Raw genomic sequence first — 25,938 nt, 5'->3', positions numbered from 1 at the left:
ACCATGCATCTCAACGCCCACCGCTCCTGGATCACGCCGCTCGTCATCGGCGCCTTTTTGCTCAGCTCCGTCACCGGCATCCTGATGTTTTTTCACTTCGACAGTGGCCTGAACAAGACCGCGCACGAATGGCTAAGCTGGGCCATGGTGATCGGCGTGTCGCTGCACATCCTGCTCAACCTGAACGCCTTCAAACGCTACTTCACACAGACCACCGGCAAAGCGGTGATGGGCCTGTTTGCGGTGATCCTCGCCTTGAGCTTCATTCCCGCAGGCGGTGAAGCCGGCGGGGATCCGGGTTTCGCCCCGCCCGTCAGGGCCCTGGCCAAGGCGCCATTGCCCGTGCTGGCGCAGGTACTGGGCATGTCGCCCGAAGCGCTGAAGACCGAGCTCGCGGCCAAGGGCCATGCGGTTGAGAACGACCAGCAAAGCCTTCAGGATCTGGTGGGCCCCGAGTTGCGCGCCCAGATTCAGACCATCAACAGCCTGACCAAAACAGCCGCCCAACCTTGACCGGCCCGCCAGACCGCTGCGCTCCGGCAATCCGCAATAATTCAGGCATGAACTCCCCCACCGAATTTGCCCCTGGTCTGACCGTCCAAGGGATTACCCCGCCCCTGCGCTTGAACGACTTCAAGCTCATCGCCTTCGACATGGATTCAACGCTGATCAACATCGAGTGCGTGGACGAGATTGCCGATGCGGTAGGCCGCAAGGACGAGGTCGCGGCCATCACCGAAGCTGCCATGCGCGGTGAAATCACCGACTTCAAGGAAAGCCTGCGCCGCCGCGTGGCGCTGCTGCGCGGTGTGACCGTGGCCGATATGGAGCGGGTCGACGTGGAGCGCCTGCGCATCAATCCGGGCGCCAAGGATTTGATCGACGCCTGCAAGGCAGCGGGCATGAAGGTGTTGCTGGTTTCGGGCGGCTTCACCTTTTTCAGCGATCGGGTGAAGCAGCGCCTGGGCATCGATTTCACCCGCGCCAACATCCTGGAAATTGAAAGCGGGCCCAATTGCGGCCAGCTCACCGGCGCCCTGGTCGATCAGGCCTGGGGCGACATCTGCGACGGCGCCGAGAAGCGCCGCACCCTGCTGGAAGTCGCATCCCTGCTCGGCATTGAACCATCGCAGTGCATCGCCATGGGCGACGGCGCCAACGACCTGCCCATGATGGGCGCGGCCGGCCTGTCGGTCGCTTACCACGCAAAACCCAAGGTGCGCGAGCAGGCCATGGTGGCCATCAACGAAGGTGGGCTGGACCGCTTGCTGGAAGTCCTGCGCTGATTCCGGCTCCGCGCGAACCACATACCCCTTCACTCCTGCCACCCCCGCCGTTGTCACCGCCGCGCCACTCCACGCTCTTGCAGCGCTTCTGGCAGCGCCTGCGCCCTCACCTGAGCACCATCGCTTTGGCGGTGATGGTGTTCACCGGTGTTCACCTCTGGCAAACCCGTGACATGCCAGCCGGCCCGGCACCCGAACTGGCTTTTACCCTGATCACCCCCGACGGCGCGCGAACGGCGACCACGCTGGCCCAATGGCGCACCCAATACCCCGGGCAGCCAGTGGCGATTCATGTGTGGGCCGAGTGGTGCCCGATTTGCCAAGCGGAAGAACACAATGTGCATCGCTTGGTCGCCGGCTACCCGGTATTGACCATCGCCATGCAATCGGGCCCGGCCGATACGGTGGCCAAGGTGCTCAGGCAGCGCCAATTGCCTTGGCAGACCGCGGTGGACGACACGGGCGCACTGGCCCAGGCCTTGGGCGTGAAAGCGGTGCCCGCATTTCTGGTGGTGGATGCTCAAGGGCAATTGCGCGGCGCATCGGTGGGCTACACCAGTGAAATTGGCATGCGCTGGCGCCTTTGGTGGGCCCGCGTCTTCTGAGCCTTCGTTCGCTCAGCCGCCCGCGCGTTTCACCTTGTGACCCTTGGCCTGCAGCGCCGCCATGATGCGCTCGACATGGTCGCCCTGGATTTCGATCACGCCGTCCTTGACCGTGCCGCCAGTGCCACACGCCGCCTTGAGCGCCTTGCCCAGCGCAGCGAGCCCGGCCAGATCCAGCGCCACCCCTTTGATCACGGTTACCGCCTTGCCGCCTCGACCCTTGGTTTCCCGCGACACCCGCACCACGCCATCCCCCGCCGGCGCCGCCGCGCGCGCATTTGCCTTGCAAACGCAAGCGCCCACCGGTTGGCGACAATCGGGGCACATGCGGCCCGATTCGGTCGAATACACCAGGCCCGCAGCCTTCAACTTGTCTTTCATGGGCGGGATCGTAGCCCATGGCCCGGTACACTGCCGGAAAAGAACCCCCAAATGCCATTCACTTCCCTAGGCCTCGCGCCCTCCCTCGCCCAAGCCGCTGCCAACCTCGGTTTCACAGCGCCCACCCCGATTCAGGCAGAAGCCATGCCCATCGTGCTGCGTGGCGACGACTTGCTCGCCACCGCCCAGACCGGCTCCGGCAAAACCGCGGCTTTCGCTTTGCCACTGTTGCAGCGCTGGTTGTCCACCCCGCCCACAACCGGCACCCGCCCACTGCTTACGCTGGTGCTCGTGCCAACCCGCGAACTGGCCGCCCAGGTGGGCGAAGTGTTTCGCAGCCTCGCCGAGCCGCTCACCCGGCGTCCCAAGATTGTGGTGGCCTTTGGCGGCGTGTCCATCAACCCCCAGATGATGGCCCTGCGCGGTGGTGCCGACATCGTGGTGGCCACACCCGGGCGCCTTCTCGACTTGATCGACAACAACGCGCTCAAACTGGGCAGCGTTCAGCACCTGGTACTCGACGAAGCCGATCGACTGCTCGACCTTGGCTTTGCCGACGAACTGGGCCGTCTCCTGGCCCAACTGCCACCCAGGCGCCAGACGCTGTTCTTCTCCGCCACCTTCGCACCGGCGGTGGAAACGCTGGCCAACTCGATGCTCCAGGACCCCGAACGGGTCGAAGTGCCCGTTGTGAAAAGCGATGTGGCGGTGATCGAGCAGCGTGTGTTCGAGGTAGACGATAAACGGCGCACACAGTTGCTGCGCCAGCTCATCAAAGACCATGGCTGGGAACGCGTGCTGGTTTTTGTGTCAAGCCAATACGCGGCCGAACACCTGGCCGCCAAACTGCACAAAAACGATGTGTTTGCCACCTCGTTCCACGGTGGTCTGAGCCAGGGTGCGCGCAAGCAGACCTTGCAGGAATTCAAGGAAAAGCGCTGGGACGTGCTGGTGACCACCGACCTCGCCTCACGCGGCCTGCACATTGATCAACTGCCGGTCGTGGTGAACTTCGACCTGCCCCGCTCAGCCGATGATTACACCCACCGCATCGGCCGAACCGGGCGTGCGGGCGAAAGCGGCCTGGCTATCAGCTTTGTCACCGCCGCCAGCGCCGCCCATTGGCGTGTGATCGAAAAGCGCCAAGGCCTGAGCTTGCCGCGCGAACAATACGCAGGCTTTGAACCCATTGAAACCGAGCCTGCCGGCACTCATGACCCGGAAGGCACGGGCGGTATCAAGGGCAAGCGCCCGAGCAAAAAAGACAAGCTTCGCGCCGCCACAGCAGCGCAAAAGCCCAACGATTAACCGTTGGCGCCGTCGTCGTCGTCGAAACCGCCACCATCATCATCTGAATCAGATGGCGCGCGCTCACCGCTGTCCGCCCAGCGCTGGCGCGTAGCGGGTTTGGCCAAGAGTTCCACATAAACCTTCTCGGCGCCGCCCTGGGCCAAGGCATCGAGCTGCGCCCTCAGCGCATTCGGGTGGAACACCTCAGCGCTTGCCTCGTCGGCACCCACTTTGCAGTCAAAGTCCCAGAAATCAGCGCCAGCGGGCAGGTCCCGGCGGCGCTCACGCTTCATGTACTTGCTCAACTCGTTTTTGAGCGCTTCGAGTACACGATCGGGGTGCTTGCCCTCAGGGCGCAAGGCAAAGGTCTTCTTCATATCAACAATCCTTCAAGGGGTTGGCTCGCCCAGTGAGGACGCAAAAGGCAATCTTCGATTATCAGCCCACCCCGACCGGAAAATGACCGGGCAGGCGTTCAGACCGGTGAAATGTCGTAGCCACCCTCATCCAGATTGCGGTATGGGCCAAACACAGCCTCCAGTGCAGCTGCTTCAGCCTGTTGCCAGGCATCAAAGACCAAGCGCTGCTCGGCGTTCAGGTCGTCCTCATCGGGCGCTTCGCCGTACTGCTGCACGATGCTTCGGTGCATGACATACATTGGCCATACCAACTCCGGGCCGCCCAACGCACCCTCCAGCGCACCGCAAAACAGGCGGTGCGCCGCGTCGCGTTCGGCCAAAGTGGTGTCGTCTGAGACATAAAGCTTGAGGACGTAGGTCATGGAGAGGCCTTGAGGAGCGGGTGCACAATGCTTTGATTATCTTCTTCGGCCTTCATCCCTCCGCCATGCAAACCACCCGCCCAACGCCCGACAAAGACGCCATCGCGTTGCTGCCCGAATTTCCCCGACTGGGCACGGCGCAGATTACCCTCGTCAACACCCCCGATCAAGCGCGTGAGGCCTGCGCCGCCTTGCGCGAGCATGCGGCCTTGGGCTTCGACACCGAATCCAAACCCACCTTCTTCAAAGATCAGGTATCTGAGGGGCCGCACATTGTGCAGCTCGCCACACTGTCTCACGCATGGGTGTTTCAATTGCACGAAGTCGGGTGCAAAGACCAAGTCGCTCAGTTGCTGGCCGAGCCGCAACGCAAACTGGCCGGCTTTGGTCTGGGCGACGACAACAAGCGCATCCTGGCCAAACTGGGCGTGGTGCCGGTCGGGGCGCTGGAGCTCAACGTTCTGTTTCGCGAGCGCGGTTACCGCAAAGACATGGGCGTCAAAGGCGCCATCGCGGTGCTGTTCAACCAGCGTTTCATCAAGTCGAAAAAAGCCGCCACATCAAATTGGGCCAATCTGCGCCTGAGCGAGGGACAGCTGATCTATGCAGCCAACGATGCCTATGCGGCTGCCAGGGTTTACGCAGCGTTGCCTGGTCACGCAGACTCGCCCTCGACCTGATCAGCAAGGCTGCGTCGGGACGTCTGCAAAGCAACAGAACCGCCAACGCTGTGTCAACATGCGCAGCATTCCATGGCGAACCATCCCGGCTTGAAGCGGTTGTCCCTTCGCCGGGGTCCACAAGGATGGCCTTTCTCTATCGGTCTCCTTTGAAAGAAATCCGATCACCGCAAACCCCAGGCCACAAAATGTGGGTTCTCAAAACCAGGCTTGTTGTAGAGGAACGGCGAGCCATCGAGCCCCTCAACGATGCCCCCGGAGCCGCTCAACACAGCATGACCAGCGGCGATATCCCATTCCATGGTCCGACCCAGGCGGGGATAAACATCGGCAAAGCCTTTAGCCAGCAGGCACAGTTTGAGGGATGAGCCCGAATTGACCACTTCCGAGACCTTGTGGCCGGCCAAAAACGCTGCCAATGCTGCAGCATCACCATGCGACCGACTGGCCACCACCCGCAAGCCCGCAGCCGGCGCCTTGCAACAGACGATCCTCTGTCGTTGACCATCCGCCTCCATAAAGCTGCCAGTTTGTATCCCACCCGCGTACAACTCACCAAGGGCTGGCGCCAGCACCACACCCAGCACGGCTCGACCGTTTTCAACCAAGGCGATATTGACAGTGAACTCGTTGTTGCGATTGATGAACTCTTTTGTACCGTCCAATGGGTCCACCAACCAGAACCGAGAGGCTCCCTCGGTAACCAACCCAGCTGATGCAGCCTCTTCACCCACCACAGGGATATCGGGCGCCAACGCTTGAAGGGCGTGTGTGATCAGGTCTTCTGCCTGCTGATCAGCCTGTGTCACGGGCGATTGATCGGCTTTGGTTTGCACATCGAATGCGCCCTCGTAAATGCGCATCACCACCTCACCGGCTCGGCGAACGATGGGAATAAGCGCTTCCAGCAGCTGGGCGTGATCGGTTGGTGTCAGGGTCAATGTATTGGTCATGTCATCAGCGTCGATTTGCGCTGGGTGGGCACTTGTTCGTGCAATTCATCCATGTTGCACCCGGCATCCAAAGTTCAAAGGCATTTCAACAGCGTGTGAACCTTGGTTCTCAGGCAATTGAATTGGCTACTGGATGGGTGCTGCGAGCGATGTCCAGATGAAAAAAAGGGTCACTCTTGCGAGTGACCCTTTTCATTGATGCCGGCGAAGATCTCGCCTCGCAACAATGTTGAACAATCAGCGAATCACCGACAGGGTGGTGCGCTCACCGCCGCGGAACGTCATCAACGTCAGGGCACCATTTTTGATGTCGCCTTTTTCGTCAAACGAGATCGTACCGGTCACGCCTTTGTAGTCGGTTTTCTTCAACTCTGGCAGGTACTTCACTGGGTCCGACGAATTGGCTGCAACCATGGCGTTGGCCATGACTTTCACCGAGTCGTAGACGTAAGGGGCATACACCTGAACTTCTTGGCCAAACTTGGTCTTGAAGTCGGCGCGGAATTTTTCCATGCCAACCTTTTCTTCACCTTCAACACCACCGGCTTCAGCGCAATACACCTGGTCATCGGCCATGCCGTCACCAGCCAGCTTGGGCAATTGTGCCGAGCAGATGCCGTCGCCGCCCATGAACTTGGCTTCAATACCCAACTGCTTCATCTGCTTGAGCATGGGGCCGGCAACAGCGTCCATGCCGCCAAAGAAGATCACATCAGGCTTCTTGGCCTTCAAGGTGGTCAAGATGGCGTTGAAGTCGGTGGCTTTGTCATTGGTGAATTCGCGACCAACAACGGTACCGCCAGCAGCAGCAACACCTTTTTCGAACTCGTCAGCGACGCCCTGGCCGTAGGCCGTGCGGTCATCGATCACGGCCACGTTCTTGGCCTTCAGGCTTTCCACTGCGTACTTGCCGAGCGTGCCACCGAGGTGCACGTCATCAGCCACCATGCGGAACACGCCGGCGTAACCCTGGCGGGTGTACTTGGGGTTGGTCGCAGAAGGCGAAATCTGTGGAATGCCTGCATCGTTATAGATCTGGGAGGCAGGAATGGTCGTTCCCGAGTTCAAGTGACCAATCACGCCTGCAACTTTGGCATCAACCAGCTTTTGCGCAGCAGCAGTGCCCTGCTTGGGATCTGCTGCGTCGTCTTCGGCCAGCAGCTCGAACTGGGCAGGCGCACCATTGATCGTCAGGTTGGCAGCGTTCAACTCTTCGATGGCCATACGGGCACCGTTTTCGTTGTCCTTGCCCAAGTGAGCGATGGCACCGCTGGTTGGGCCAACGTGACCAATTTTGATCACGCCACCTTCTGGCGCTGCAGCAGCGGGAGCAGCAGCAGGCGCTGCAGCCGTTTCAGCCGGCATGGCTTCTTCTTTCTTACCGCAAGCGGCCAGAGCGACGGCCGCAGCGATAACGGCCAATTTCATATTCAGGTGCATAACTATCCTAGGAAAGGAATAAAAAGTTGGAATGCGGAGGGAACTTGTTTTGACTCCACGCCCAAGAAGATACCCCAAAATCATCAGAAGATTCAAGAAAAAGTTCCCGTACAGGCGCTTTCCGAGGGTTTCTCCCATCCTGCGGGCAACTTGGATCAGCGCCATGAATGGGCCATTAGCAAAATTCGATGAATTTGTCCGCTCTCAGGGTTGGATTTCGTGCCGTTTGGGCGCCAGTCCGGCTTGCAGATAGGCACGCCATCGCTGCCTGGCAGCCTCGAGATCGGCATCAGCGACAGACACCACCTCAAAAATCTTGTCAAAAGAAGCGTAAGCCGATGGCATATTTCCGGAGAGGTTGACCAGCACGTCAAACCCGCGTGCTTGTCCCTGGGCCTCATCGTCGGTCAGGACTACCGCAGAGCGGACCACCGTCGCATGCTCTTCGCTGCCCAGGCAGTGAGGCACAAAGTCGACGCTTCGCATGGACCACAATTGCTTGTTCAACAAGGCGACCTGCCTCGCATCCCCCACAACGAGCATCGACATGCCCAACAGATACCCCTTGCGAATCAAACGGCAGGCATAGCCCAGGAGATCGGGCACATTGACGTGAAAAGCCACCTCAGTCATTGGTGATCGCAGTTTCATGACGTGTGCTCAGACAAAACGCCTGGTCGGCGCATCGACCGAGGCGTTGTACGGCTCGGGACAGACTAGCCAACTTTCTTTTTCTTGCTGTTGGCCCCACCTTTGGCGGGCTTCTCTGCCCGCAACGTCTGCGCCTCGTCCACCAGATACTGCAACAGGAGTGGCACAGGACGCCCCGTCGCCCCTTTGGCTGCACCACTTTTCCAGGCAGTACCCGCGACATCGAGGTGGGCCCAGTGCATGTTTTTGGTGAACTTTTGCAAGAACTTCGCGGCGGTAATCGAGCCGCCAGCACGACCCGCCACATTGGCCATATCGGCAAAACTGGTCTTCAGACCTTCTGCGTACTCGTCATCCAGCGGCATGCGCCAGCACAGGTCAAGTGACACATCGCCCGCTGCAGACAGTGACTGCGCAAGCGGCTCTGACTCGGTGAACAGGCCAGACCGAACGCCCCCCAGCGCGATCACACAAGCGCCCGTGAGCGTTGCTATATCGATCACGCAGCGTGGCTTGAAACGCTCCGCGTAGGTCAGCGCATCACACAAAACCAGACGCCCCTCAGCATCGGTGTTGAGAATCTCGATGGTCTGACCGCTCATGCTGGTGACCACGTCGCCCGGTTTCACGGACAGGCCATCTGGCATGTTTTCGCAGGCGGGAATCAACCCGACCACGTTGATGGCGGGCTGCAGTTCAGCAAGCGCCACAAAGGTGCCCAGCACACTCGCTGCTCCACCCATGTCGTATTTCATCTCGTCCATTTCACTGGCGGGCTTGATGGAAATACCCCCGGTATCAAAGGTAATGCCCTTGCCTACCAGTACCACCGGAGCGCTGCTTTTTGCGCCGCCCTGGTAGTTCATCACGATGAACCGCAGCGGCTCAGGCGAACCCTGTGCCACAGCGAGGAAAGCGCCCATGCCCAGGGCAGTGACCTCCTTGTGTCCCAGCACGGTGGTTTTGACAACACCCTTGCGACCGATTTTGGAAGCCGCGTTGGCAAGCATGGTGGGCGTCGCGTGATTTGCGGGACGGTTGGCCCATTCTTTAGCGAATGCCACGCCAGCCGCCGCCGCTCGTGCGACCGCAAACTCATTGAGCACCGATTTTTCATCGGCAACACCGATTTGCACCGCACTCACATGAGAAGCCTTGGCCGATGGTTTGGTGGTGGTAAAGGTATAGAGCGCATCGGCGCTGGCCATCACGGCCGCGCGAACCTGTCCAGTCTTTTCCGGCAGCAAGCTCAGCACCACCCCCACCTTTTTGGTTTTGGTGGCCTTCAAATGGCCCATGCCTGCAACCACCGCGCGCCGCACCGAGCCAGCAGAAGCATCGCCAGCCCCTACCAGCACCACCCGCGAGGCCTTCACGCCATCGACACGGTAGGCCACAAGCGAACTGCCGACGCCAGTTTCAAAATCACCCACGCTGCGCGCCTGAGCTATAAGCTTGGCAAGGGTTGACCCTGCGCCCGAGGCGTTGGAGGCAAGCCCATCGGCAACCAGCACGATGAGTGCGTCGATCGCGCTCTTGTCTGCCTGAGTAAGGGAAAGGGCCTTTAGTTCGAAGTTCATAATTGCGCATCCAAAAAATTTGATCGATGTTATTCCATTCTTCCATTCGAACCGAACTGGCGCGCAGTTTTGGGGCCACGCTGGTGGTGTTGTTCACCGTTATCCTCACCATGCTGCTGATCCGCACCCTGGGTGCGGCTTCGCGTGGCAGCGTCAACCCTGAAGAAGTGATGCTCGTTCTGGGCTACACCGTACTTGGCTACACCCAGACCATTCTTACGCTGGCGTTGTTTATATCCATCGTCTCAACGCTGGCCCGCATGTACAGAGACAGCGAGATGATCATCTGGTTTGCCAGTGGACGCTCGCTCGCCGGGTTTCTGGGTCCGGTAGTGCGTTTCGCATGGCCGATCCTGCTGGTGATCACACTGATGGTCCTGTTTGTCTGGCCCTGGACCAATCTGCAAACCGCAGAGCTCCGTGACAGGTTCACCAGCAGGGGCGACCTGGAGCGTGTTGCACCGGGTCAGTTTCAAGAGTCGTCCAGCGGTCGACGCGTATTTTTCATTGACAAGGACACCGCCGACGGCAACGAGGGCCGCAATGTCTTTATTTCCAGCATCGAAGACGATGGTACCGAGGTCGTGACATCGGCGGCTTCCGGGAAGATCGAGCCGGTGGACGACCGTTCGTTTCTCGTGCTTCGCCATGGTCAGCGCCTGGAATCCAACCCTGAAAACAACCGCGTGAAGGTCAGTGAGTTCGAAGAATATGGCGCTCAGATCGGCGTGTCTGCCGTGCAACGCAACGGTGTGGATGCCCTCAAGGCCCGAACAACCTGGCGGCTGATGAACGAACCTGAGGCCGCAAACAAAGGCGAGCTGGCGTGGCGCATCGGCGTTGCACTGACGGCAATCAATCTGGTCTTGCTGGCCGTGGCCACCACCGTAAGCAATCCCCGCGCAGGTCGAAGCGGCAACATGATGTTCACCCTGTTCGCCTTCATTCTTTACTTCAACCTGCTCAACATCAGCCAGCGCATGGTCAGCACGGGCCGTCTCAACATGGGCCTTTCGCTCATTGTTTTGCATGGGGGCGTATTCACACTCTGCTTGCTCTGGCTCATCAAACGCCACAACAATTTCAGCATTCGCACCCAACTGCGCAAGCTCTTGCCGGGTAAAACCCCACCGGCCATCTCCGCAGGGAGTGAGGTATGAAAACGATACGCCGCCTGATTTACGGCGAGATTCTGATGACCACCGGCTTTGTGCTGCTGGCATTCTTGGCACTTTTCTTTTTCTTCGATTTTGTCGAAGAGTTGCCTTCGCTCGGCCGGGTCTCCCGATTGGAACCGGGAATCAGCTATGAACTGCGCCATGCCCTGCTCTACGTTGGATTGCTTCTGCCCAACCATGTCTATGAGCTTTTGCCGATCTCTGTGTTGATTGGTTCGGTGGCTGTGATGGCACGTCTGGCCAAGGGGTCGGAATACACGATCTTGCGCACCAGTGGCCTGGGGCCTTGGCGCGCTTTGCGTACCTTGCTCGGCTTGGGCGTGGTGTTTGTGGCCATTACATTTGCGGTGGGCGATTACGTCGCCCCACTTGCCGATAAAACAGCGCAACTGCTTAAGGCCCGCTACCAAGGCCGAATCAGCCTGGGGCAGACGGGCGCGTGGTTGAAAGAACGACAACCAACAAGCAATTTTTCGGTGAACGTCGGTTCGCTGTCGCCCAGAGGCGGACTGGGCGAGGTACGAATCTTCGAGTTCGACAACGAGGGGCTGCTCGTCGCCACGGTGGAAGCCCAGAGTGGCCAGATTGAACGCGACGACACCTGGCTTTTGAGAGATGTGCGGCGCAGCGAGTTTTCAAACCGGGATCTGAAAACGTCGCGCATCGTGCGCACCAACTTGCCTGAGTTCCACTGGCAGAGTTCGATCTCGGCAGAGATGGTGTCGGTGGCCCTGCTCAAACCGGATCGCATGCGCACCACCGACCTGTATGCCTATGTGAACCACCTGGAAAACAATGGCCAAACGGCGCAGCGGTATGAAATCGAGTTCTGGCGCAAGGTGTTTTACCCGCTGAGCTGCCTCGTGATGGTCGTGCTCGCACTGCCGTTCGCCTATTTGCACTTCCGATCTGGAGGCATCACAGGCTATGTGTTTGGCGGTGTGATGATCGGCATCAGCTTCTTTTTGCTCAACAACGTGTTTGGCTACATCGGTAACCTGAACCAATGGCAGCCATGGCTGGCGGCTGCCTCACCCTCATTGATCTATTCCGTGATTTCTCTGGGTGCATTTGGCTGGCTGGTACTTCGAAGGTAGGGCTATGTTGGGTGTGATTGTTTTTGCACATGGTTCGCGCGACCCTCTGTGGCGCACGCCCGTAGAGGCCGTTGCCACGCGGATCGGTATGGCGGATGGGTCTGTGCTGGTGTGCTGCGCCTATTTGGAATTGTGTGAACCTGATTTGCCGGCGGCCGCTGCGCAACTGGTCGCCCGAGGCGCCACACACATCCGGATTCTTCCTCTCTTCTTCGGCATGGGCAAACATGCCCGTGAAGACTTGCCGGCGCTTCTGGCATCGCTTAAAACCACCCACCCGGGCATTCAGATCGACGCGCTCCCCACGGCCGGCGAGAATCCAAGGCTCACCGACCTCCTTGCCGAGATCGCCCTGGACAGCGGTTCAACATGAACCTGCATCAATTTCGGTTCGTACAGGAGGCGGTCCGCCGCAACCTCAACCTCACCGAGGCCGCCAAAGCACTTCACACCTCGCAGCCCGGGGTCTCCAAATCCATCATTGAGCTGGAAGAGGAGCTGGGCATCGATATTTTTGCGCGCCATGGCAAACGCATCAAACGTGTGACCGAGCCAGGCACCCAGGTCCTCAAGAGCATTGAAATCATCTTGCGCGAGGTCAACAACCTCAAACGCATAGGCGAACAGTATTCGGCCCAGGACAGCGGCACCCTCTCTATCGCCACCACGCACACGCAGGCCCGGTATGTGTTGCCCGGCCCAGTGGCCAAACTGCGTCAGGCTTACCCCAAGGTGGTCATCGGCCTGCACCAGGGTTCGCCTGACCAGGTGGCGAAAATGCTGATGGAGGAAGTGGCCGAAATCGGCGTGGCCACCGAATCGCTGAGCAACTACCCCGAGCTCATCACCCTACCTTGCTATGAGTGGCAGCACGTATTGGTGTTCCCTTTCGACCATCCGTTGGCGAATCAGGAGCGCATTTCGCTGGAGGACCTGGCACCTTTGCCGCTGATCACCTACCACCCGAGCTTCACTGGACGCACCCGCATCGACCAAGCCTTCGCACTGCGCCATCTGCAGCCCAATGTGGTGCTGGAAGCCATTGATTCAGACGTGATCAAAACCTATGTGAAGCTGGGTATGGGCGTGGGCATCGTGGCCGAAATGGCCATGCAGGGTGACAACCAGACACCCGATCTCGTGGCACGCCCGGCTGGCGCATTGTTTGGCACCAACCTGGCTCGCGTGGCGTTCAAACGTGGTGCCTATTTGCGCCAATTCGTGCTGCGCTTTGCCGAGCTGTTGAGTGACCGCCTCTCGCGTGATCTCATCTTGCGGGCCATGAGCGGTACGCCAGATGACTATGAGTTGTAGCGCCCCCTGCATCGCCTTCGGCTGTACCCCGCAGGGGACGGCGTTGCCGGCCTGGCACAACCCGTCCCACCGCACCCTCGGTTAAATCCCCTATTTCTTGCATTTGTCGCGTTGATGGATATGACTGCTCTTTCACCACTCACTCCGCCCACCGTTTCTCGCTTGCCCAATGTCGGCACCACCATCTTTTCCGTCATGTCCGCCTTGGCGGCTGAAACAGGTGCGGTGAATCTGGGTCAGGGCTTTCCGGATTTTGAATGCGATCCGGCATTGGTCGACGCCGTCACGGCCGCCATGAAGGAGGGACACAACCAGTACCCGCCCATGCCTGGCGTACCGGCTTTGCGCCAGGCCATGGCAGACAAGATGCTGGCGCTGTACGGCCATCGCTGCGATCCGGCGACCGAGATCACGGTCACCGCCGGTGCCACGCAGGCCATCCTCACAGCCATCCTTGCGGTGGTTCACCCCGGCGACGAGGTGATCGTTCTGGAACCTTGTTACGACAGCTATGTGCCCAACATCGAGCTGGTCGGCGGCGTGGTCGTGCGCGTCGCACTCACGCCGGGCAGCTTCCGACCCGATTTTTCGGCCATCGAAGCGGCTATCACGCCGCGCACCCGCGCCCTCATCATCAACAGCCCGCACAACCCCAGCGGCCAGGTGTGGAGTGAGGCGGACATGCTGGCCCTGCAAGACCTGCTCGCGCCAACCAACATTCTGCTCATCAGCGACGAAGTCTACGAACACATGGTTTTCGACGGCGAGCAACACCAAAGCGCCGCCCGCTTCCCCGGTCTCGCCTCGCGCGCTTTCATCATCAGCAGCTTCGGCAAAACCTACCATGTGACAGGCTGGAAGGTCGGCACGGTGATTGCGCCAGCCCTTTTGATGTCCGAGTTCCGCAAAGTGCATCAGTTCAACGTGTTCACCGTCAACACACCGATGCAACACGCACTGTCGGCGTACCTGACCAACCCGGCGCCTTACCGCGACCTGCCCGCCTTCTATCAGCGCAAGCGCGACCTGTTCCGCGACGGCCTGGCCTCGACGCGGTTTCGGCTGCTGCCCGGGCAAGGCACCTATTTCCAATGCGTCGGGATCGAGGGGTTGACGGTGGCTGAGCGCGAACTCCCCGAGGCCGACTTCTGCCAATGGCTCACCCGGGAAATTGGCGTGGCGGCGATTCCTCTCTCAGCTTTCTACGGCAATGGTTTCGACCAGAGAGTGATCCGCTTTTGCTTCGCCAAACGCGACGACACGCTACAAGCCGCGCTCGCCCGGCTCGCCAAGCTGTGACAACGCTCACGAAAACGCACTGAACATCATCAGTTTCGGCAATTTCGTCCAGATTCCTGCATCCGTTTCTCACGGTCAAACGTAACTCAATTGTGATCGGCCGCTGCCGATACAAAAGACGCACATCCAGTGAAGGAACAACCATGTCAGCCAAACCCACTGTCCATCCGAGCGCCCCAACCCAACGCCTCAGGCGCATGGGCCTCGCGACAATGGCCACCGCCGGTTTGATCGCGCTCTTCGGAGCCCTCAGTCCGCCGGCCCAGGCTGCCACCAAAGATGCGGTGATTGAAGCCGTTCAACTGCCAGCCTGGGTAGAGCGCAACGGACAGCGGCGCGCGGCGCGGCCCGGCGACAAACTGCTTGTGAATGACACCGCCGTCACCGCAGAATCCTCCCGCATGTTGCTGCGCCTGCCCGACCGCAGCGTCATCAAGCTGGGTGAAAAGACCGAGTTCCGCATCGAAACTCTCGCCGCCAAGCAACAGGGCTTTGCAGGCCCCTCACACACCCAGTCCGCTCTGCGGCTGATCACCGGGGTGTTTCGCTACGCCACCGACTACACCAGCAAGGCCCTTGGCAACACGCGCGACATCAGCTTGCAGATGACCACCGCCACCGTGGGCATTCGTGGCACAGATTTCTGGAGCATGACCGACGCCGACCACGATGCCGTTTGTCTCTTTGAAGGCAGCGTGGCAGTGGAGCGCGACAGCCGCGAAGACATCCTGCTCGACAAGCCAGGCGCCTTCTGGGTAATTCGAACCAACCAGCCCGAACAGGCCGCAGGCCAGGCCTCACCTGATGCTTTGCAAAAATTCATCGCCCAGGCAGAACTCAAGCCCGGCAGCGGCGTCTTGCTGCAAGGCGGCCGCTGGCGCACCGTGGCAGCGCTGCTGCCATCCGGAAGTGCCGCTGCCGACCTGAGAACACGGCTTCAAACCGCTGGCTACCCTGCCGAGATTCTCGGCAAACAAGGGCACTACGAGGTGCGCATCAACGATCTGGCCACCGAGCTTGATGCACAGGCCGTGCTTGAACGCCTCAAGGCCGATGCCAGTCTGGGCGTGACTTCTGGTCGCGTGGCTCTGGCAGCCCAATAAACGGACAGGGGCGTGAACAGTCGATCGTGGGCCCCGACTGCCGCCCTCACCGGCTGGGTGATTGCTGGTCAATAGACAACCCGTTCCGAAAAGGAAAAGCCTTCCCCCTGACCCCTGTTTTGACGACCAGCATGGGCCACCGGATAAAGCCCGGAGGTGCATGAAACCTTCCGGCCTGGGTCACCAATGTGCAGCCGTATGGATGTCAGCTGTTGAGCTGCGCCCAGGCCTTGTCCAGCCGCTTGAGGCTCACCGGCTGCGGCGTGCGCAACTCCTGCGCAAAAAAGCTCACGCGCAACTCCTCCAGCAACCAGCGCACCTCTTGCAAGCGAGCATCCTGTACGCCTTTGCGCTCGGCCACCAGACGCCAAAAACGCTGGTCCTGTGGTCGCAGTTCGGCAAGTTTGGCGGTGTCGCGCGCCGGATCAGAGCGCGCTTTGTCGATGCGCGCCTGTACCGCTTTGAGGTAGCGGGGGAAATGGTGCAGCTGAGCGTAGGGTGTGGTCACGAGGAACCGTTTGGGCACGAGGCGCTGCAACTGCTGTGACACATCGCTGGCCAGATCAGCTGAGCCCCTGAAGTCTTTGAGCTTGCGCGCCGCCGCGCCGTACTCCAGCAAGATCGACCCTGCGTGGCGAGCGATCTCGGTGGCAATCAGTGTGAGCCGCCCTCGCCCTTCGTCAATGCGTTTCTTGAACGCCATCTCATCGGTCGGCAAAGGCTCGATCAGGAAGGCGCGGTCCAGCGCCAGCTCGATGATCTGGTTTCGAAGTTCTTCCTGCGTGCCGCCGCCCGAACCGCTGTCGGTCTTGCCCACCTGCATGTAAGCGGCCGCCATGGTTTGCAAACCTGGGAGGTTTTTCTCCAGGTACTTCAACGCGTCCTTGATCTGCAACGCGAACAAGCGGCGAAGGCCATCGCGGTGCTTCGCTGCGGCCACTTCGGGTTCATCAAAAACCTCGATGCCCACGGCATCGTTCAAATCGATCAAGGCCGGAAAGCCAATCAGCGTCTGGCCGCCCTTGTTGATTTCCATCAGCTCGGGCAGTTCACCGAAATCCCAGTGGGTGTGTTTCTGGCTGGCGCTGGCAGGCGGCAGGCCGCCGGGTATTTTGACGGCAGCGGCTTTGCCGGGTTTGGCCCCGGCCTTTGGACCCTCAGGCACGACAGGCCCGGGCCTCAGGCTCTCCAGCTTGATCGAGGCCAGCGCCTGGAAAGCCCCGCGCGCTTGTCCGCCCAGTTCGGCCTTCAAGGCACCCAGATTGCGGCCCTGGCCGAGTTGGCGACCGTGCTCGTCAACCACACGCAAGTGCATGAAATGGTGGGCCGACACCATGTCGACCTTGATGTCATTGCGAACAATGTCGAGGCTGGTGGCATCGCGCACCAGCTTGAGCAAAGCATCCATCAGGCTGCCGCCGCCGAACACCGCCGGGTCGGTCAGCGCCGCCGTGAACTTCTCGGCCGTGGCCGGCAGGGGCACCAGACGCGAACGTGGACGCTGGTGCAAGGTCTTGATCAGCGCCTGCACCTTGTCTTTCAACATGCCGGGTACCAGCCATTCGCAGCGCTCTTCGCTCACCTGGTTCAGCGCAAAAATCGGCACCGAAACGGAGAGACCATCGCGCGCGTCGCCTGGCTCGTGCAGGTAGGCACAAGCGCAGTCCACACCGCCCAGGCGCAGCGTTTTGGGAAACGACTGTGTGGTGATGCCCGCCGCTTCGTGGCGCATCAGCTCTTCTTTGGTGAGCAACAAAAGCTTGGGGTTGAGCTTGTGCGCATCTTTGTACCAACGCTCAAAGCTCGCGCCGCTGAACACATCGGCCGGGATCTGGGCGTCATAGAACGCAAAGATCAGCTCGTCGTCCACCAGCACGTCTTGCCGCCGCGATTTGTGCTCCAGCTCGGCCACCTGTTTCACCAGCTTCTGGTTCGCGGCCAGAAACGGCAACCGCGTGTCCCACTCGCCCGCCACCAGCGCCTCGCGAATGAAAATATCGCGCGCGCCGGCCGGATCCACGCGGCCGTAATCGGTTCGGCGGTTGTGATAAACCACCAGGCCGTATAGCGTGGCCCGCTCCAGCGCCGTGACCTGCGCGGCTTTCTTTTCCCAATGCGGATCGAGCAACTGCTTCTTGATCAGGTGCGCCCCCACCTGCTCCAGCCACAGGGGTTCGATGGCCGCGATGCCCCGGCCAAACAGGCGCGTGGTTTCCACCAGCTCGGCCGCCACAATCCAGCGCCCCGGCTTCTTGCTCAGATTGGCACCCGGGTGTCGGAAGAACTTGATGCCGCGTGCGCCCAGGTACCAGTCTTCGGCATCGTTCTTTTGCCCGAGGTTGCCCAGCAGGCCCGACAGCATAGAGAGGTGCAACTGCTCATAGCCAGCCGGCTGGGTGTTGATGACCCATTTGTGCTCTGCCACCACCGTGTGCAATTGGGAGTGGATGTCGCGCCATTCGCGCAACCGACGGACGTTGATGTAGTTCTCGCGCAAGACACTTTCAAACTGCCGGTGGCTGAGTTTGTGGTCGGTGCCGTGGCCACCCTTGCTTTGTTCCAGCCATTTCCAGAGTTTGAGCGTGCCGCTGAACTCGCTCTTTTCATCGTCAAACTTGGCGTGGGCCTGATCGGCCTGCGCCTGCTTTTCCAAAGGCCGGTCCCGCACGTCTTGCACGCTCAAGGCCGACGCGATCACCAGTGCCTCGTTCAGCGCACCGCGCTCCTTGGCCTCCAGCAACATGCGTCCCACCTTGGGGTCCAGTGGCAGGCGCGAAAGCGTTTCGCCAATGCGCGTTATCTGGTTGTTGTCGTCCACCGCGCCCAGTTCGTTGAGCAATTGGTAGCCGTCGACAATGGCGCGCTTTTGTGGCGCCTCGATGAACGCAAAATCTTCCACCGCACCCAGGCGCAGCGCCTTCATGCGCAAAATCACGCCCGCCAACGAACTGCGCAGAATTTCAGGATCGGTGAAGCGCGGGCGGCTGTTGAAGCCAGCCTCGTCGTAGAGGCGGATCGCGATACCGTCGGCCACGCGGCCGCAACGGCCCGAGCGCTGATTCGCCGCCGCCTGGCTGATGGGCTCCACCATCAACTGCTCCACCTTCTGGCGGAAGCTGTAGCGCTTCACCCGCGCCGTGCCCGCATCGATCACGTAACGGATACCCGGCACCGTCAGCGAGGTTTCCGCCACGTTGGTGGCCAGCACGATGCGCCGCCCACTGTGGTCCTGAAAAATGCGGTCCTGCTCGGCCTGGCTCAATCGGGCGAACAAGGGCAACACCTCGGCATTGCGGAACACCGGTTGGTGGCTCAAGTGCTTGCGCAAGTGATCCGTCGCTTCACGGATCTCGCGCTCGCCGGGCAGGAAGATCAGAATGTCACCCCCCTGGGGTGAACGCCACAGCTCGTCCACGCCGTCGGCAATGGCCGCGTTCAGGTCGTACTCACGGCTTTCTTCAAATGGCCGGTAACGCACCTCCACCGGGAATGTGCGCCCAGACACCTGAATCACAGGCGCCGGCCCCTTCCTGGATTCGAAATACCTGGCGAACCGGTCCGCATCGATGGTGGCCGATGTCACCACCACCTTGAGGTCTGGCCGCCTCGGCAGCAACTGGCGCAAATAACCCAACAGAAAATCGATGTTCAGGCTGCGCTCGTGGGCCTCGTCGATGATGATGGTGTCGTAATTGCGCAGATCGGGGTCGGTCTGGGTCTCGGCCAGCAAGATGCCGTCGGTCATCAGCTTGACCGAAGCGTCTTTGGACAGCCGGTCCTGGAACCGCACCTTGTAGCCCACCACGTCGCCCAGCGGGGTCTTCAACTCTTCCGCAATGCGCTTGGCCACGCTGGAAGCCGCGATGCGCCGCGGTTGCGTGTGCCCGATCAACTGCCCTCGCTGCCCGGGTTTGGCATTGAGCTTACCCCGCCCCATCAAGAGCGCGATCTTGGGCAACTGCGTGGTCTTGCCCGAACCCGTTTCACCACACACGATCACCACCTGGTTCTCGCGCATGGCCTTCTCGATCTCCTGCCGGCGGGCGGAGACGGGCAAAGACGAGGGAAATTCGATCGACATGCCCAAAGGGCGCTGCTTCGAGGCAGGGACAGATTCAGGCAAAGGCAAAGGCAAAGACATAGCAGGCGATTATCCGGGTAGCGCGCTGTGCCCGATCACGCTCAGGGAACCCTTGGCGTCCACCAGATGCATAGCCGTCTTCGCCGCTCCGGTTGTGACACGCTGGCTGCCGTATAACGGCGGGGCTTGATGGCAACAGCCGCCTGGCCGCTTGCCTTGGTCAAAGAACGCTGGGAGACCCTTGAATCCAGGGCAGTGAAAAATGAAAGGTGGCGCCCTTTCCCACCGAGCCATTACCACGGATGCTGCCGTGATGGCGCAACAAGATGCGGTGAACGATGGCCAGCCCGATGCCCGTGCCCTCGAACTCATTGGGCATATGCAGGCGCTTGAATGGCTGAAACAGTTGCTCAACATAGGCCATGTCAAACCCGGCGCCGTTGTCACGCACGCAAAAGCCGTCCATGCCATCGCCCTCACTGACCCGGAAGAATTCGATACATGGGGCCTCACAATGCCCTGTGTATTTCCAGGCATTGCCCAACAGGTTTTGCATCACGATCAACATCAGCGACGGGTCACCTTGCGTGGAGAGTCCTTCTTCGATCCGCCACTCGACCTGGCGAGCTGAGTCGCCACGCTGCAAATCCACCACAACCGAGCGGGCCATCGCGCTCAAGTCAACAGGCTGCATGTTCAGCTCGACCCGGCTTTGCTGCGCCATTGAAAGCAGATCAGTGATCAGCTTGCCCATGCGACCGGCGTTGTTCTGGATACGGTGCAGGGCATCCCGCCCCCCCTCGCTCATCCGGTCCGCCTCCGACTCCGCCAGTACGGTGGCAAAGCCGTGAATGCTGCGCAAGGGTGTGCGCAAGTCGTGCGACACCGAGTAGGTGAACGACTCCAGGTCGGTATTGAGTGCACGCAGTTGGCGGGTGCGGTCCTTCACCCGTTGATCGAGTTCGGTATTGAGCTGCTCCAACGCATCCTGCGCCTCGCGCAACTGGGTGATGTCGGTATAGGTGGTCACAAATCCGCGCGAATCGCCGCCACCCATCAGCGCGCTTCCCTCGACTTCCAGTGTCATCCCGTTGGGCCGCTGGCGCATGATTCGGTGCGGCAGAAAGCGCCTGGCCAAATCGGCCGATTCGCGCACCTTCGCCTCGATGTCCACATCGCCGTATTCGCCTCTCTCTGCATTGCTTCGCGCCACTTCTTCGAAGGTCACCCCCGGTTTCATCAAGCCCGGCGGCAGGTCCAGCAACTGCTCGAAGCTCTTGTTCCACAGTTGAATGACCAGGTTTTCGTCGATGACCGTCACGCCTTGCGGCAAGGCATTGATCACAGCGTCAAGGTAAGCGGCAAACCGCTTTGCCTCTTGCTCGGCGTGCTTGCGGTCGGTGATGTCGGAGTAGATCGAAACAAAACCACCCGTTGGCAGCGGCACACCACGCACTTCGATCACCACGCCGTTCGGTCGCTGTCGTTCAATCACATGCGGCTGCATCGACCGAGCTCGAACACACACCTCTTGGGCCAAAGATTCAGGATTGCCTTGCCCGTACTCTCCCCGGCAGGCGTTGAAGAGCGCCAGATCAAACAGGGACGGAAGCGTGGGCTCGAACAGTGAATCGGGAAACTCCAGCAATGTGCGCAATCGCCGATTGCAAACCACCATTTGCATATCGGAATCAAACATCGAAACCCCACTCGGAAGGTGATCAATGATGCTCTGAACCATCTCTTGATTTTCAGCAGGAAGCATGATCAATTTTCGTCATAAATGAAATCCAAGAATATCTTCGATTCGGTGGGGAAAGGCATTGAAATGTTTCCGAGACATACGGGGCCCGAACCACAGTGCCCCCGAAACATATGGCGACCAAAGGCCCCACTGAAACCCTGCGATGACGGCTGTCATTGACGGCGTTCGAACAAGGTTATGGCACCGCCAATCGATTGGCCCAACTCAACCCTCGGTAATTGATAGATCCCCGACAAACTGTCGAATTGACAGAAATAGTCGATATCTTTCAATCCGACCATTTGAACGGTACGACCATCAACGGAATCAAAGAGAAGCCTCTGTACCCCTTCATTCTCAAACACCCACCCGACGTGAATGGGGCGAAAAAGAGGGGCCTTTCCAAGGCAGTACGGCGGCTACTGGAAGAAAACCCCATGACACTGGCCAGCCTTCCTCAAGACCTGCGCCTGTCCACCGAACCCACATTACGCAACCGGACACTTGGGCGGCACAACCACTACCTGGCCCATGCGGTCAGACGGCGCCTGCCAGTGTGGGCAACACCCTGCAGAAAGCCCACAAGATCCACCGCGCGATCCAGTTGATTCGGTTCGCCCACTTTCTCAAGCCACTGCCGAAAGGGTCGGTCGACGACCCTTTCCCGCCAGCGCAATGCACCACGAACCGCATCTCCGCTTCGCACTCGCGGCAGAAGCAAAGAGAATTTCTGCGCTGGCAACCCTGTAAGGGCTTCACACCTTTGCCCCGGAGGGCACCACGCCCGAGGCCTCTAACCATGCACTCACCCAAATCAGCCCAGAGAATTGCCTCCAGGTGTTCCATGATCCGTATTCACGGATCTGGGTTGTCGAAAACCAAGGTGCTTTGCTTGAGGGAGTACGCACATGGATCTGCCCGGCCAGGACGAGCCGATATCCAAGCCTGGACACCACAGACCGCCCCGGGAAAGGAACGGTGCGGCAATCGACCAAACCACGCAGATCGCCTGCCACCCAAAACAGCGCCGCCTCATATCTGCCTCACAATGTCACCCATTGCAGACAGGCGCTGCCCGCGCTCATCACCCGAACCGAACCTCCAAGCCCCATGTCCGACGTCTTCAACTTCACCTTTGTGCCCTGGTTCCGCTCCGTGGCCCCGTATATCCACAAGCACCGCAACAACACCTTGGTGGTGGGCCTCTCGGGAGAGGCCATCGAAGCCGGCAAGCTGCAAACGGTGGTCCAGGATCTGGCGCTGATCCAGAGCATGGGCGTGAAGATCGTCTTGGTGCATGGGTTTCGGCCACAGGTCAACGAGCAGCTCAAAGCCAAGGGCCACGAAGCCAAGTACTCGCACGGCATGCGCATCACCGACTCGGTGGCACTGGATTGCGCCCAGGAAGCGGCGGGCCAGCTGCGCTACGAAATCGAGGCGGCATTCAGTCAGGGCCTGCCCAACACGCCGATGGCCGGCGCCACGGTGCGCGTCATTTCGGGCAACTTCATCACCGCCCGCCCGGTGGGCCTGATGGACGGGGTGGACTTCATTCACTCGGGTCTGGTGCGCAAGGTGGACGCGGTGGGGATCCAGCGCACGCTCGATATGGGTGCTTTGGTGCTGCTCTCGCCGTTTGGCTTTTCACCCACCGGTGAGGCTTTCAACCTGACCATGGAAGACGTGGCCACCTCGGTGGCGATGGCCCTGCAGGCAGACAAACTGATGTTCCTGACCGAGGTAGCCGGCATCCGGATCGATGCCAACGACCCTGAAAGCCCTATCGACACCGAGTTGCCATTGGCAGAGGCCAAGCGCATGCTGGCCACCCTGCCCAGCGCCACCCAGCCCACCGATACCGCGTTTTACCTCCAGCACTGCATCAAGGCCTGCGAAGGCGGGGTGGAGCGCAGCCACATCTTGCCGTTTGCGGTCGAAGGCTGCCTCTTGCTGGAGATTTACACCCACGATGGCATTGGCACCATGGTGGTGGACGAAAAACTGGAAAGCCTGCGCGAGGCGTCCATCGATGATGTGAGCGGCATCGTGGCGCTGATCGAACCATTCGAAAAGGACGGCACCCTGGTCAAGCGCGACCGCACGGAGATCGAACGCGACGCCAATTTCTACACCATCATCGAACACGATGGCGTGATCTTTGGCTGTGCGGCGCTCTATACCTACCCCGAATCCATGACCGGTGAAATGTATGCGCTGACCGTTTCGCCACAGGTGCAAAGCCAGGGCGACGGCGAACGCTTGCTCAAGCGCATCGAAAACCGCGCGCGGGCCCAGGGTCTGCAGAGCATTTTTGTGCTCACCACCCGCACCATGCACTGGTTCATCAAACGCGGTTTCGTGCAGATGAGCGCCGACTGGCTGCCCGAAGGCCGCAAGCGCAGCTATAACTGGGATCGCAAGAGCCAGGTGCTGGTGAAGAAGTTAAGCTGAAAAGGCCCGAAGCCGCGCTCAGAGGCTCCTGCGCCGGGCGCCATTTGATCAAGATCAAACCATGGGCTGAGGGGCGGTTCATACTGGTGAGTCAACACCTTGCCGTATGAAAGTGCCCATGACAGAAAGAGCGTCCGTCCCCACCAAAACAGCTTCTGCGAGTGCGCCCGCAACCGAGCGTGCCGCCGCCAGAAAGCAGGTTGCCAAAACCGCATCCCCGCCGACGGCAAAAAAAAGGGGCGTATCACCCCGAGCCACGGTGAAACCGGTGAAGGCCAGCAAAGCGCCCGAACCCAAACCGCGCCGCGTTGTACTGGGCGACACCATCGGCACCACCCAACCGCAAAAACTGCGCCGAGCCCGTGTGAGCCGATCGGTCGAGGCGCGCCAGGGCGCGCAGCTCGCGGCGGTGCGCGACATCCTCTCGCGCAAAGAACACAGCCAGGCAGAGAAAGCCGACTCGCTGCGCGCCATTCTTGAGGGGGCTGCACCAGACGACGCGAAGGCGATTCGCAAGCTGCTCAAAGGCCAGGCCAAAGCCAGTGCGCGCGCCAAAGCTGAAAAACTCGACCCCAACGAGCAGCTTTCGAAGGACTGGCGCAGCGGCGCCTACCCCTACAAAAATCTGCTCTCGCGCCGTGTTTATGAGGCCAACAAATACCTGCTGCAGGTGGAGCTGCTCAAGCTGCAAGCCTGGGCCAAGGAAACTGGGCAACGCGTGGTGATCTTGTTTGAAGGGCGCGATGCCGCTGGCAAGGGCGGCACGATCAAACGCGTGATGGAGCATTTGAACCCTCGGGGCGCGCGCGTGGTGGCACTGGAGAAACCCAGTGAAGTGGAGCGCGGGCAATGGTATTTCCAGCGCTATGTGGAACACTTGCCCACGGCGGGCGAAATCGTGTTGTTTGACCGCAGCTGGTACAACCGCGCAGGCGTTGAACGGGTCATGGGTTTTTGCACCGACGAGGAATACACCGAATTCATGCGCCAGGCGCCGCAGTTTGAGCGCCAACTGGTGCGCAGTGGCATTCACCTGGTGAAGTTCTGGTTCTCCGTCAGCCGTGAAGAGCAGCGCCGCCGCTTCAAAGAGCGCAAGGCCCACCCACTCAAGCAATGGAAGCTGAGCCCCATCGATCTGGCCTCACTGAACAAATGGGGTGACTACACCAAGGCCAAAGAAGCCATGTTTTTTGACACCGATACAGCCGACGCACCCTGGACGGTGATCAAGAGCGACTGCAAGAAGCGCGCGCGCCTCAACGCCATGCGCTATCTTTTGCAAAAGCTGCCTTACACCAACAAGGACAGCAAGAACATTGGCAAACTCGATTCCCTGATTGTGGGCCGCGCGCACGTGGTGTATGAGCGCGGAGAGAATCCGGGAGGCGTTGTGCTTTGAGTCCAGCCTGTGAGCCATAAAGAAGCCGCCTTCGGGCGGCTTCTTTATGGGCGCATCAGGCCCCGAGGGCCGTTGCGCGGGGCGCTCGTTTGACCAGTAGCGCAATGGCCAGCAGCACAATGCCACTGAAGCAGAGGAACGACCAGTTGGCGATTGTGAGGCCAAGAAATGTCCAGTCAACCGCTGAGCAGTCGCCACCGCCTCTGAAGATCATCGGAATGGCCCGCTTCAACGGAAACGACTCGATCATTCCGTAAAAGTCGCGGCCACAACTCATGACTTCAGGCGGATTCCACTGCAACAGGCTTTGACGGGCGGCCACAAAAGCGCCAAAACCTGCGATCACCCCCATCTTTATCAGCCCACCGGTTTGCCAGAATCCCCGCTGGAAAAACGCCGAGATGCCTGCGACCAGCGCCACCAGAATGAGCGCATAACGTTGAACTATGCACATGGGGCACGGCACCAAACCCACCGCATGTTGCAAATACAAACCATAGGCCAACATGCCGATGCAGCCAACTGAGACAAGCGCCAACCAGCGCTGGGTATGAGAAAACAGGTTCATGAGGTCACGGGTAAATCGGGTTTCAAAGGCTCACGCCATGCGGGCGAACAGCGATTG

23 protein-coding genes are annotated in these 25,938 nt (G+C 60.1%); 13 read left to right on the top strand and 10 right to left on the bottom strand.

Features of this window, described 5'->3' with window-relative positions:
• The first annotated feature begins 3 nt into the window (after positions 1-3).
• Genes LPB072_RS10395 through LPB072_RS10385 form a run of 3 tightly spaced genes read left to right on the top strand, consistent with a single transcriptional unit; the run spans position 4 to position 1,891 of the window.
• Positions 4-513, top strand: coding sequence for a DUF4405 domain-containing protein (locus tag LPB072_RS10395; protein ID WP_066087881.1), 510 nt, complete (start codon positions 4-6; stop codon positions 511-513).
• A 47-nt stretch (positions 514-560) separates the two neighbouring features.
• A complete protein-coding gene (gene serB / locus LPB072_RS10390; RefSeq protein WP_066087884.1) occupies positions 561-1,286 on the top strand; it encodes a phosphoserine phosphatase SerB in 726 nt (241 codons plus the stop codon).
• 50 nt (positions 1,287-1,336) lie between these two features.
• A complete protein-coding gene (locus LPB072_RS10385) occupies positions 1,337-1,891 on the top strand; it encodes a redoxin family protein (RefSeq protein ID WP_066087887.1) in 555 nt (184 codons plus the stop codon).
• A gap of 12 nt (positions 1,892-1,903) precedes the next feature.
• Here the strand turns inward: LPB072_RS10385 and LPB072_RS10380 are convergent, their stop codons facing one another.
• Entirely contained in the window at positions 1,904-2,272 is a 369-nt protein-coding gene (locus LPB072_RS10380) for a translation initiation factor Sui1 (RefSeq protein ID WP_066087890.1), read from the bottom strand.
• A gap of 51 nt (positions 2,273-2,323) precedes the next feature.
• On the opposite strand from LPB072_RS10380, the gene LPB072_RS10375 reads away from it, so the two are divergent.
• Entirely contained in the window at positions 2,324-3,580 is a 1,257-nt protein-coding gene (locus tag LPB072_RS10375; RefSeq protein ID WP_066087892.1) for a DEAD/DEAH box helicase, read from the top strand.
• Here LPB072_RS10375 and LPB072_RS10370 read toward each other — a convergent pair.
• Positions 3,577-3,939: a DUF6172 family protein gene (locus LPB072_RS10370; RefSeq protein ID WP_066087895.1), complete on the bottom strand. Its 363-nt coding sequence runs from the start codon at positions 3,937-3,939 to the stop codon at positions 3,577-3,579. The two genes, LPB072_RS10375 and LPB072_RS10370, sit on opposite strands and share 4 nt — an antisense overlap.
• 98 nt (positions 3,940-4,037) lie before the next feature.
• Positions 4,038-4,343 carry a hypothetical protein gene (locus tag LPB072_RS10365; protein ID WP_066087898.1) on the bottom strand — a complete coding sequence of 102 codons (306 nt, stop codon included), beginning with the start codon at positions 4,341-4,343 and terminating at the stop codon, positions 4,038-4,040.
• A gap of 65 nt (positions 4,344-4,408) precedes the next feature.
• Between LPB072_RS10365 and LPB072_RS10360 the strand changes: the two genes are divergently transcribed.
• Positions 4,409-5,023, top strand: coding sequence for a 3'-5' exonuclease family protein (locus LPB072_RS10360; RefSeq protein WP_066087901.1), 615 nt, complete (start codon positions 4,409-4,411; stop codon positions 5,021-5,023).
• Positions 5,024-5,187: 164 nt separating this feature from the next.
• Here the strand turns inward: LPB072_RS10360 and cysQ are convergent, their stop codons facing one another.
• The 4 genes from cysQ to LPB072_RS10340 form a co-directional block, all read right to left on the bottom strand.
• Positions 5,188-5,976 (bottom strand): 3'(2'),5'-bisphosphate nucleotidase CysQ, encoded by a 789-nt coding sequence (gene cysQ, locus LPB072_RS10355; protein WP_066087904.1) that lies wholly within the window; start codon positions 5,974-5,976, stop codon positions 5,188-5,190.
• A 237-nt stretch (positions 5,977-6,213) separates the two neighbouring features.
• Entirely contained in the window at positions 6,214-7,416 is a 1,203-nt protein-coding gene (locus LPB072_RS10350; protein WP_082876812.1) for a branched-chain amino acid ABC transporter substrate-binding protein, read from the bottom strand.
• A 204-nt stretch (positions 7,417-7,620) separates the two neighbouring features.
• On the bottom strand, positions 7,621-8,067 hold the full coding sequence (locus LPB072_RS10345; protein ID WP_082876813.1) for a DNA polymerase III subunit chi: 447 nt from the start codon (positions 8,065-8,067) through the stop codon (positions 7,621-7,623).
• A 65-nt stretch (positions 8,068-8,132) separates the two neighbouring features.
• On the bottom strand, positions 8,133-9,647 hold the full coding sequence (locus LPB072_RS10340) for a leucyl aminopeptidase (protein ID WP_066087909.1): 1,515 nt from the start codon (positions 9,645-9,647) through the stop codon (positions 8,133-8,135).
• A 26-nt stretch (positions 9,648-9,673) separates the two neighbouring features.
• Between LPB072_RS10340 and lptF the strand changes: the two genes are divergently transcribed.
• The 6 genes from lptF (at position 9,674) to LPB072_RS10310 (ending at position 15,638) form a co-directional block, all read left to right on the top strand.
• The gene (lptF, locus tag LPB072_RS10335) at positions 9,674-10,807 is read left to right on the top strand and encodes an LPS export ABC transporter permease LptF (RefSeq protein WP_066087912.1); all 1,134 of its coding nucleotides are present in this window, start codon (positions 9,674-9,676) and stop codon (positions 10,805-10,807) included.
• Complete coding sequence (gene lptG, locus LPB072_RS10330) at positions 10,804-11,922, top strand: LPS export ABC transporter permease LptG (protein ID WP_066087914.1); 1,119 nt, start codon at positions 10,804-10,806, stop codon at positions 11,920-11,922. The genes lptF and lptG overlap by 4 nt, the downstream gene beginning before the upstream one ends.
• Before the next feature lie 4 nt (positions 11,923-11,926).
• Positions 11,927-12,295, top strand: coding sequence for a sirohydrochlorin chelatase (locus tag LPB072_RS10325; RefSeq protein WP_066087919.1), 369 nt, complete (start codon positions 11,927-11,929; stop codon positions 12,293-12,295).
• Complete coding sequence (locus LPB072_RS10320) at positions 12,292-13,236, top strand: CysB family HTH-type transcriptional regulator (RefSeq protein ID WP_066087922.1); 945 nt, start codon at positions 12,292-12,294, stop codon at positions 13,234-13,236. The genes LPB072_RS10325 and LPB072_RS10320 overlap by 4 nt, the downstream gene beginning before the upstream one ends.
• Before the next feature lie 120 nt (positions 13,237-13,356).
• Positions 13,357-14,535 carry a pyridoxal phosphate-dependent aminotransferase gene (locus LPB072_RS10315; RefSeq protein ID WP_066087925.1) on the top strand — a complete coding sequence of 393 codons (1,179 nt, stop codon included), beginning with the start codon at positions 13,357-13,359 and terminating at the stop codon, positions 14,533-14,535.
• Positions 14,536-14,678: 143 nt separating this feature from the next.
• A complete protein-coding gene (locus LPB072_RS10310) occupies positions 14,679-15,638 on the top strand; it encodes a FecR family protein (RefSeq protein WP_082876814.1) in 960 nt (319 codons plus the stop codon).
• A 205-nt stretch (positions 15,639-15,843) separates the two neighbouring features.
• Here LPB072_RS10310 and hrpA read toward each other — a convergent pair whose 3' ends face one another.
• Both hrpA and LPB072_RS10300 read right to left on the bottom strand, forming a co-directional pair.
• Positions 15,844-19,719, bottom strand: a complete 3,876-nt coding sequence (hrpA, locus tag LPB072_RS10305; protein ID WP_066088336.1) for an ATP-dependent RNA helicase HrpA — start codon at positions 19,717-19,719, stop codon at positions 15,844-15,846.
• 220 nt (positions 19,720-19,939) lie between these two features.
• Entirely contained in the window at positions 19,940-21,418 is a 1,479-nt protein-coding gene (locus LPB072_RS10300) for a PAS-domain containing protein (RefSeq protein ID WP_197508936.1), read from the bottom strand.
• A gap of 1,155 nt (positions 21,419-22,573) precedes the next feature.
• Here LPB072_RS10300 and argA point away from each other — a divergent pair.
• Together argA and ppk2 are read left to right on the top strand one after the other, a co-directional pair.
• Positions 22,574-23,914: an amino-acid N-acetyltransferase gene (gene argA, locus LPB072_RS10290; protein WP_066087936.1), complete on the top strand. Its 1,341-nt coding sequence runs from the start codon at positions 22,574-22,576 to the stop codon at positions 23,912-23,914.
• A gap of 118 nt (positions 23,915-24,032) precedes the next feature.
• A complete protein-coding gene (ppk2, locus tag LPB072_RS10285) occupies positions 24,033-25,313 on the top strand; it encodes a polyphosphate kinase 2 (protein ID WP_066088339.1) in 1,281 nt (426 codons plus the stop codon).
• Positions 25,314-25,368: 55 nt separating this feature from the next.
• Here ppk2 and LPB072_RS10280 read toward each other — a convergent pair whose 3' ends face one another.
• On the bottom strand, positions 25,369-25,881 hold the full coding sequence (locus LPB072_RS10280; RefSeq protein WP_066087939.1) for a disulfide bond formation protein B: 513 nt from the start codon (positions 25,879-25,881) through the stop codon (positions 25,369-25,371).
• Positions 25,882-25,938: the final 57 nt, after the last annotated feature.

It is taken from the genome of Hydrogenophaga crassostreae (assembly GCF_001761385.1).
GTDB lineage: Bacteria > Pseudomonadota > Gammaproteobacteria > Burkholderiales > Burkholderiaceae_C > Hydrogenophaga > Hydrogenophaga crassostreae.
Note: the sequence above shows the minus strand (reverse complement) of the source record. Positions and strands in the feature narration are given on the sequence as shown.

Coding starts and splice junctions, on each gene's coding strand:
- lptF (WP_066087912.1), top strand. CDS start 9,674: ATGTTATTCCATTCTTCCATTCGAACCGAACTGGCGCGCAGTTTTGGG.
- LPB072_RS10350 (WP_082876812.1), bottom strand. CDS start 7,416: ATGCACCTGAATATGAAATTGGCCGTTATCGCTGCGGCCGTCGCTCTG.
- LPB072_RS10280 (WP_066087939.1), bottom strand. CDS start 25,881: ATGAACCTGTTTTCTCATACCCAGCGCTGGTTGGCGCTTGTCTCAGTT.
- LPB072_RS10365 (WP_066087898.1), bottom strand. CDS start 4,343: ATGACCTACGTCCTCAAGCTTTATGTCTCAGACGACACCACTTTGGCC.
- LPB072_RS10325 (WP_066087919.1), top strand. CDS start 11,927: ATGTTGGGTGTGATTGTTTTTGCACATGGTTCGCGCGACCCTCTGTGG.
- LPB072_RS10315 (WP_066087925.1), top strand. CDS start 13,357: ATGACTGCTCTTTCACCACTCACTCCGCCCACCGTTTCTCGCTTGCCC.
- LPB072_RS10340 (WP_066087909.1), bottom strand. CDS start 9,647: ATGAACTTCGAACTAAAGGCCCTTTCCCTTACTCAGGCAGACAAGAGC.
- LPB072_RS10310 (WP_082876814.1), top strand. CDS start 14,679: ATGTCAGCCAAACCCACTGTCCATCCGAGCGCCCCAACCCAACGCCTC.
- LPB072_RS10380 (WP_066087890.1), bottom strand. CDS start 2,272: ATGAAAGACAAGTTGAAGGCTGCGGGCCTGGTGTATTCGACCGAATCG.
- LPB072_RS10375 (WP_066087892.1), top strand. CDS start 2,324: ATGCCATTCACTTCCCTAGGCCTCGCGCCCTCCCTCGCCCAAGCCGCT.
- LPB072_RS10360 (WP_066087901.1), top strand. CDS start 4,409: ATGCAAACCACCCGCCCAACGCCCGACAAAGACGCCATCGCGTTGCTG.
- ppk2 (WP_066088339.1), top strand. CDS start 24,033: ATGACAGAAAGAGCGTCCGTCCCCACCAAAACAGCTTCTGCGAGTGCG.
- hrpA (WP_066088336.1), bottom strand. CDS start 19,719: ATGTCGATCGAATTTCCCTCGTCTTTGCCCGTCTCCGCCCGCCGGCAG.
- LPB072_RS10395 (WP_066087881.1), top strand. CDS start 4: ATGCATCTCAACGCCCACCGCTCCTGGATCACGCCGCTCGTCATCGGC.
- LPB072_RS10370 (WP_066087895.1), bottom strand. CDS start 3,939: ATGAAGAAGACCTTTGCCTTGCGCCCTGAGGGCAAGCACCCCGATCGT.
- LPB072_RS10300 (WP_197508936.1), bottom strand. CDS start 21,418: ATGTTTGATTCCGATATGCAAATGGTGGTTTGCAATCGGCGATTGCGC.
- LPB072_RS10320 (WP_066087922.1), top strand. CDS start 12,292: ATGAACCTGCATCAATTTCGGTTCGTACAGGAGGCGGTCCGCCGCAAC.
- argA (WP_066087936.1), top strand. CDS start 22,574: ATGTCCGACGTCTTCAACTTCACCTTTGTGCCCTGGTTCCGCTCCGTG.
- cysQ (WP_066087904.1), bottom strand. CDS start 5,976: ATGACCAATACATTGACCCTGACACCAACCGATCACGCCCAGCTGCTG.
- serB (WP_066087884.1), top strand. CDS start 561: ATGAACTCCCCCACCGAATTTGCCCCTGGTCTGACCGTCCAAGGGATT.
- lptG (WP_066087914.1), top strand. CDS start 10,804: ATGAAAACGATACGCCGCCTGATTTACGGCGAGATTCTGATGACCACC.
- LPB072_RS10345 (WP_082876813.1), bottom strand. CDS start 8,067: ATGAAACTGCGATCACCAATGACTGAGGTGGCTTTTCACGTCAATGTG.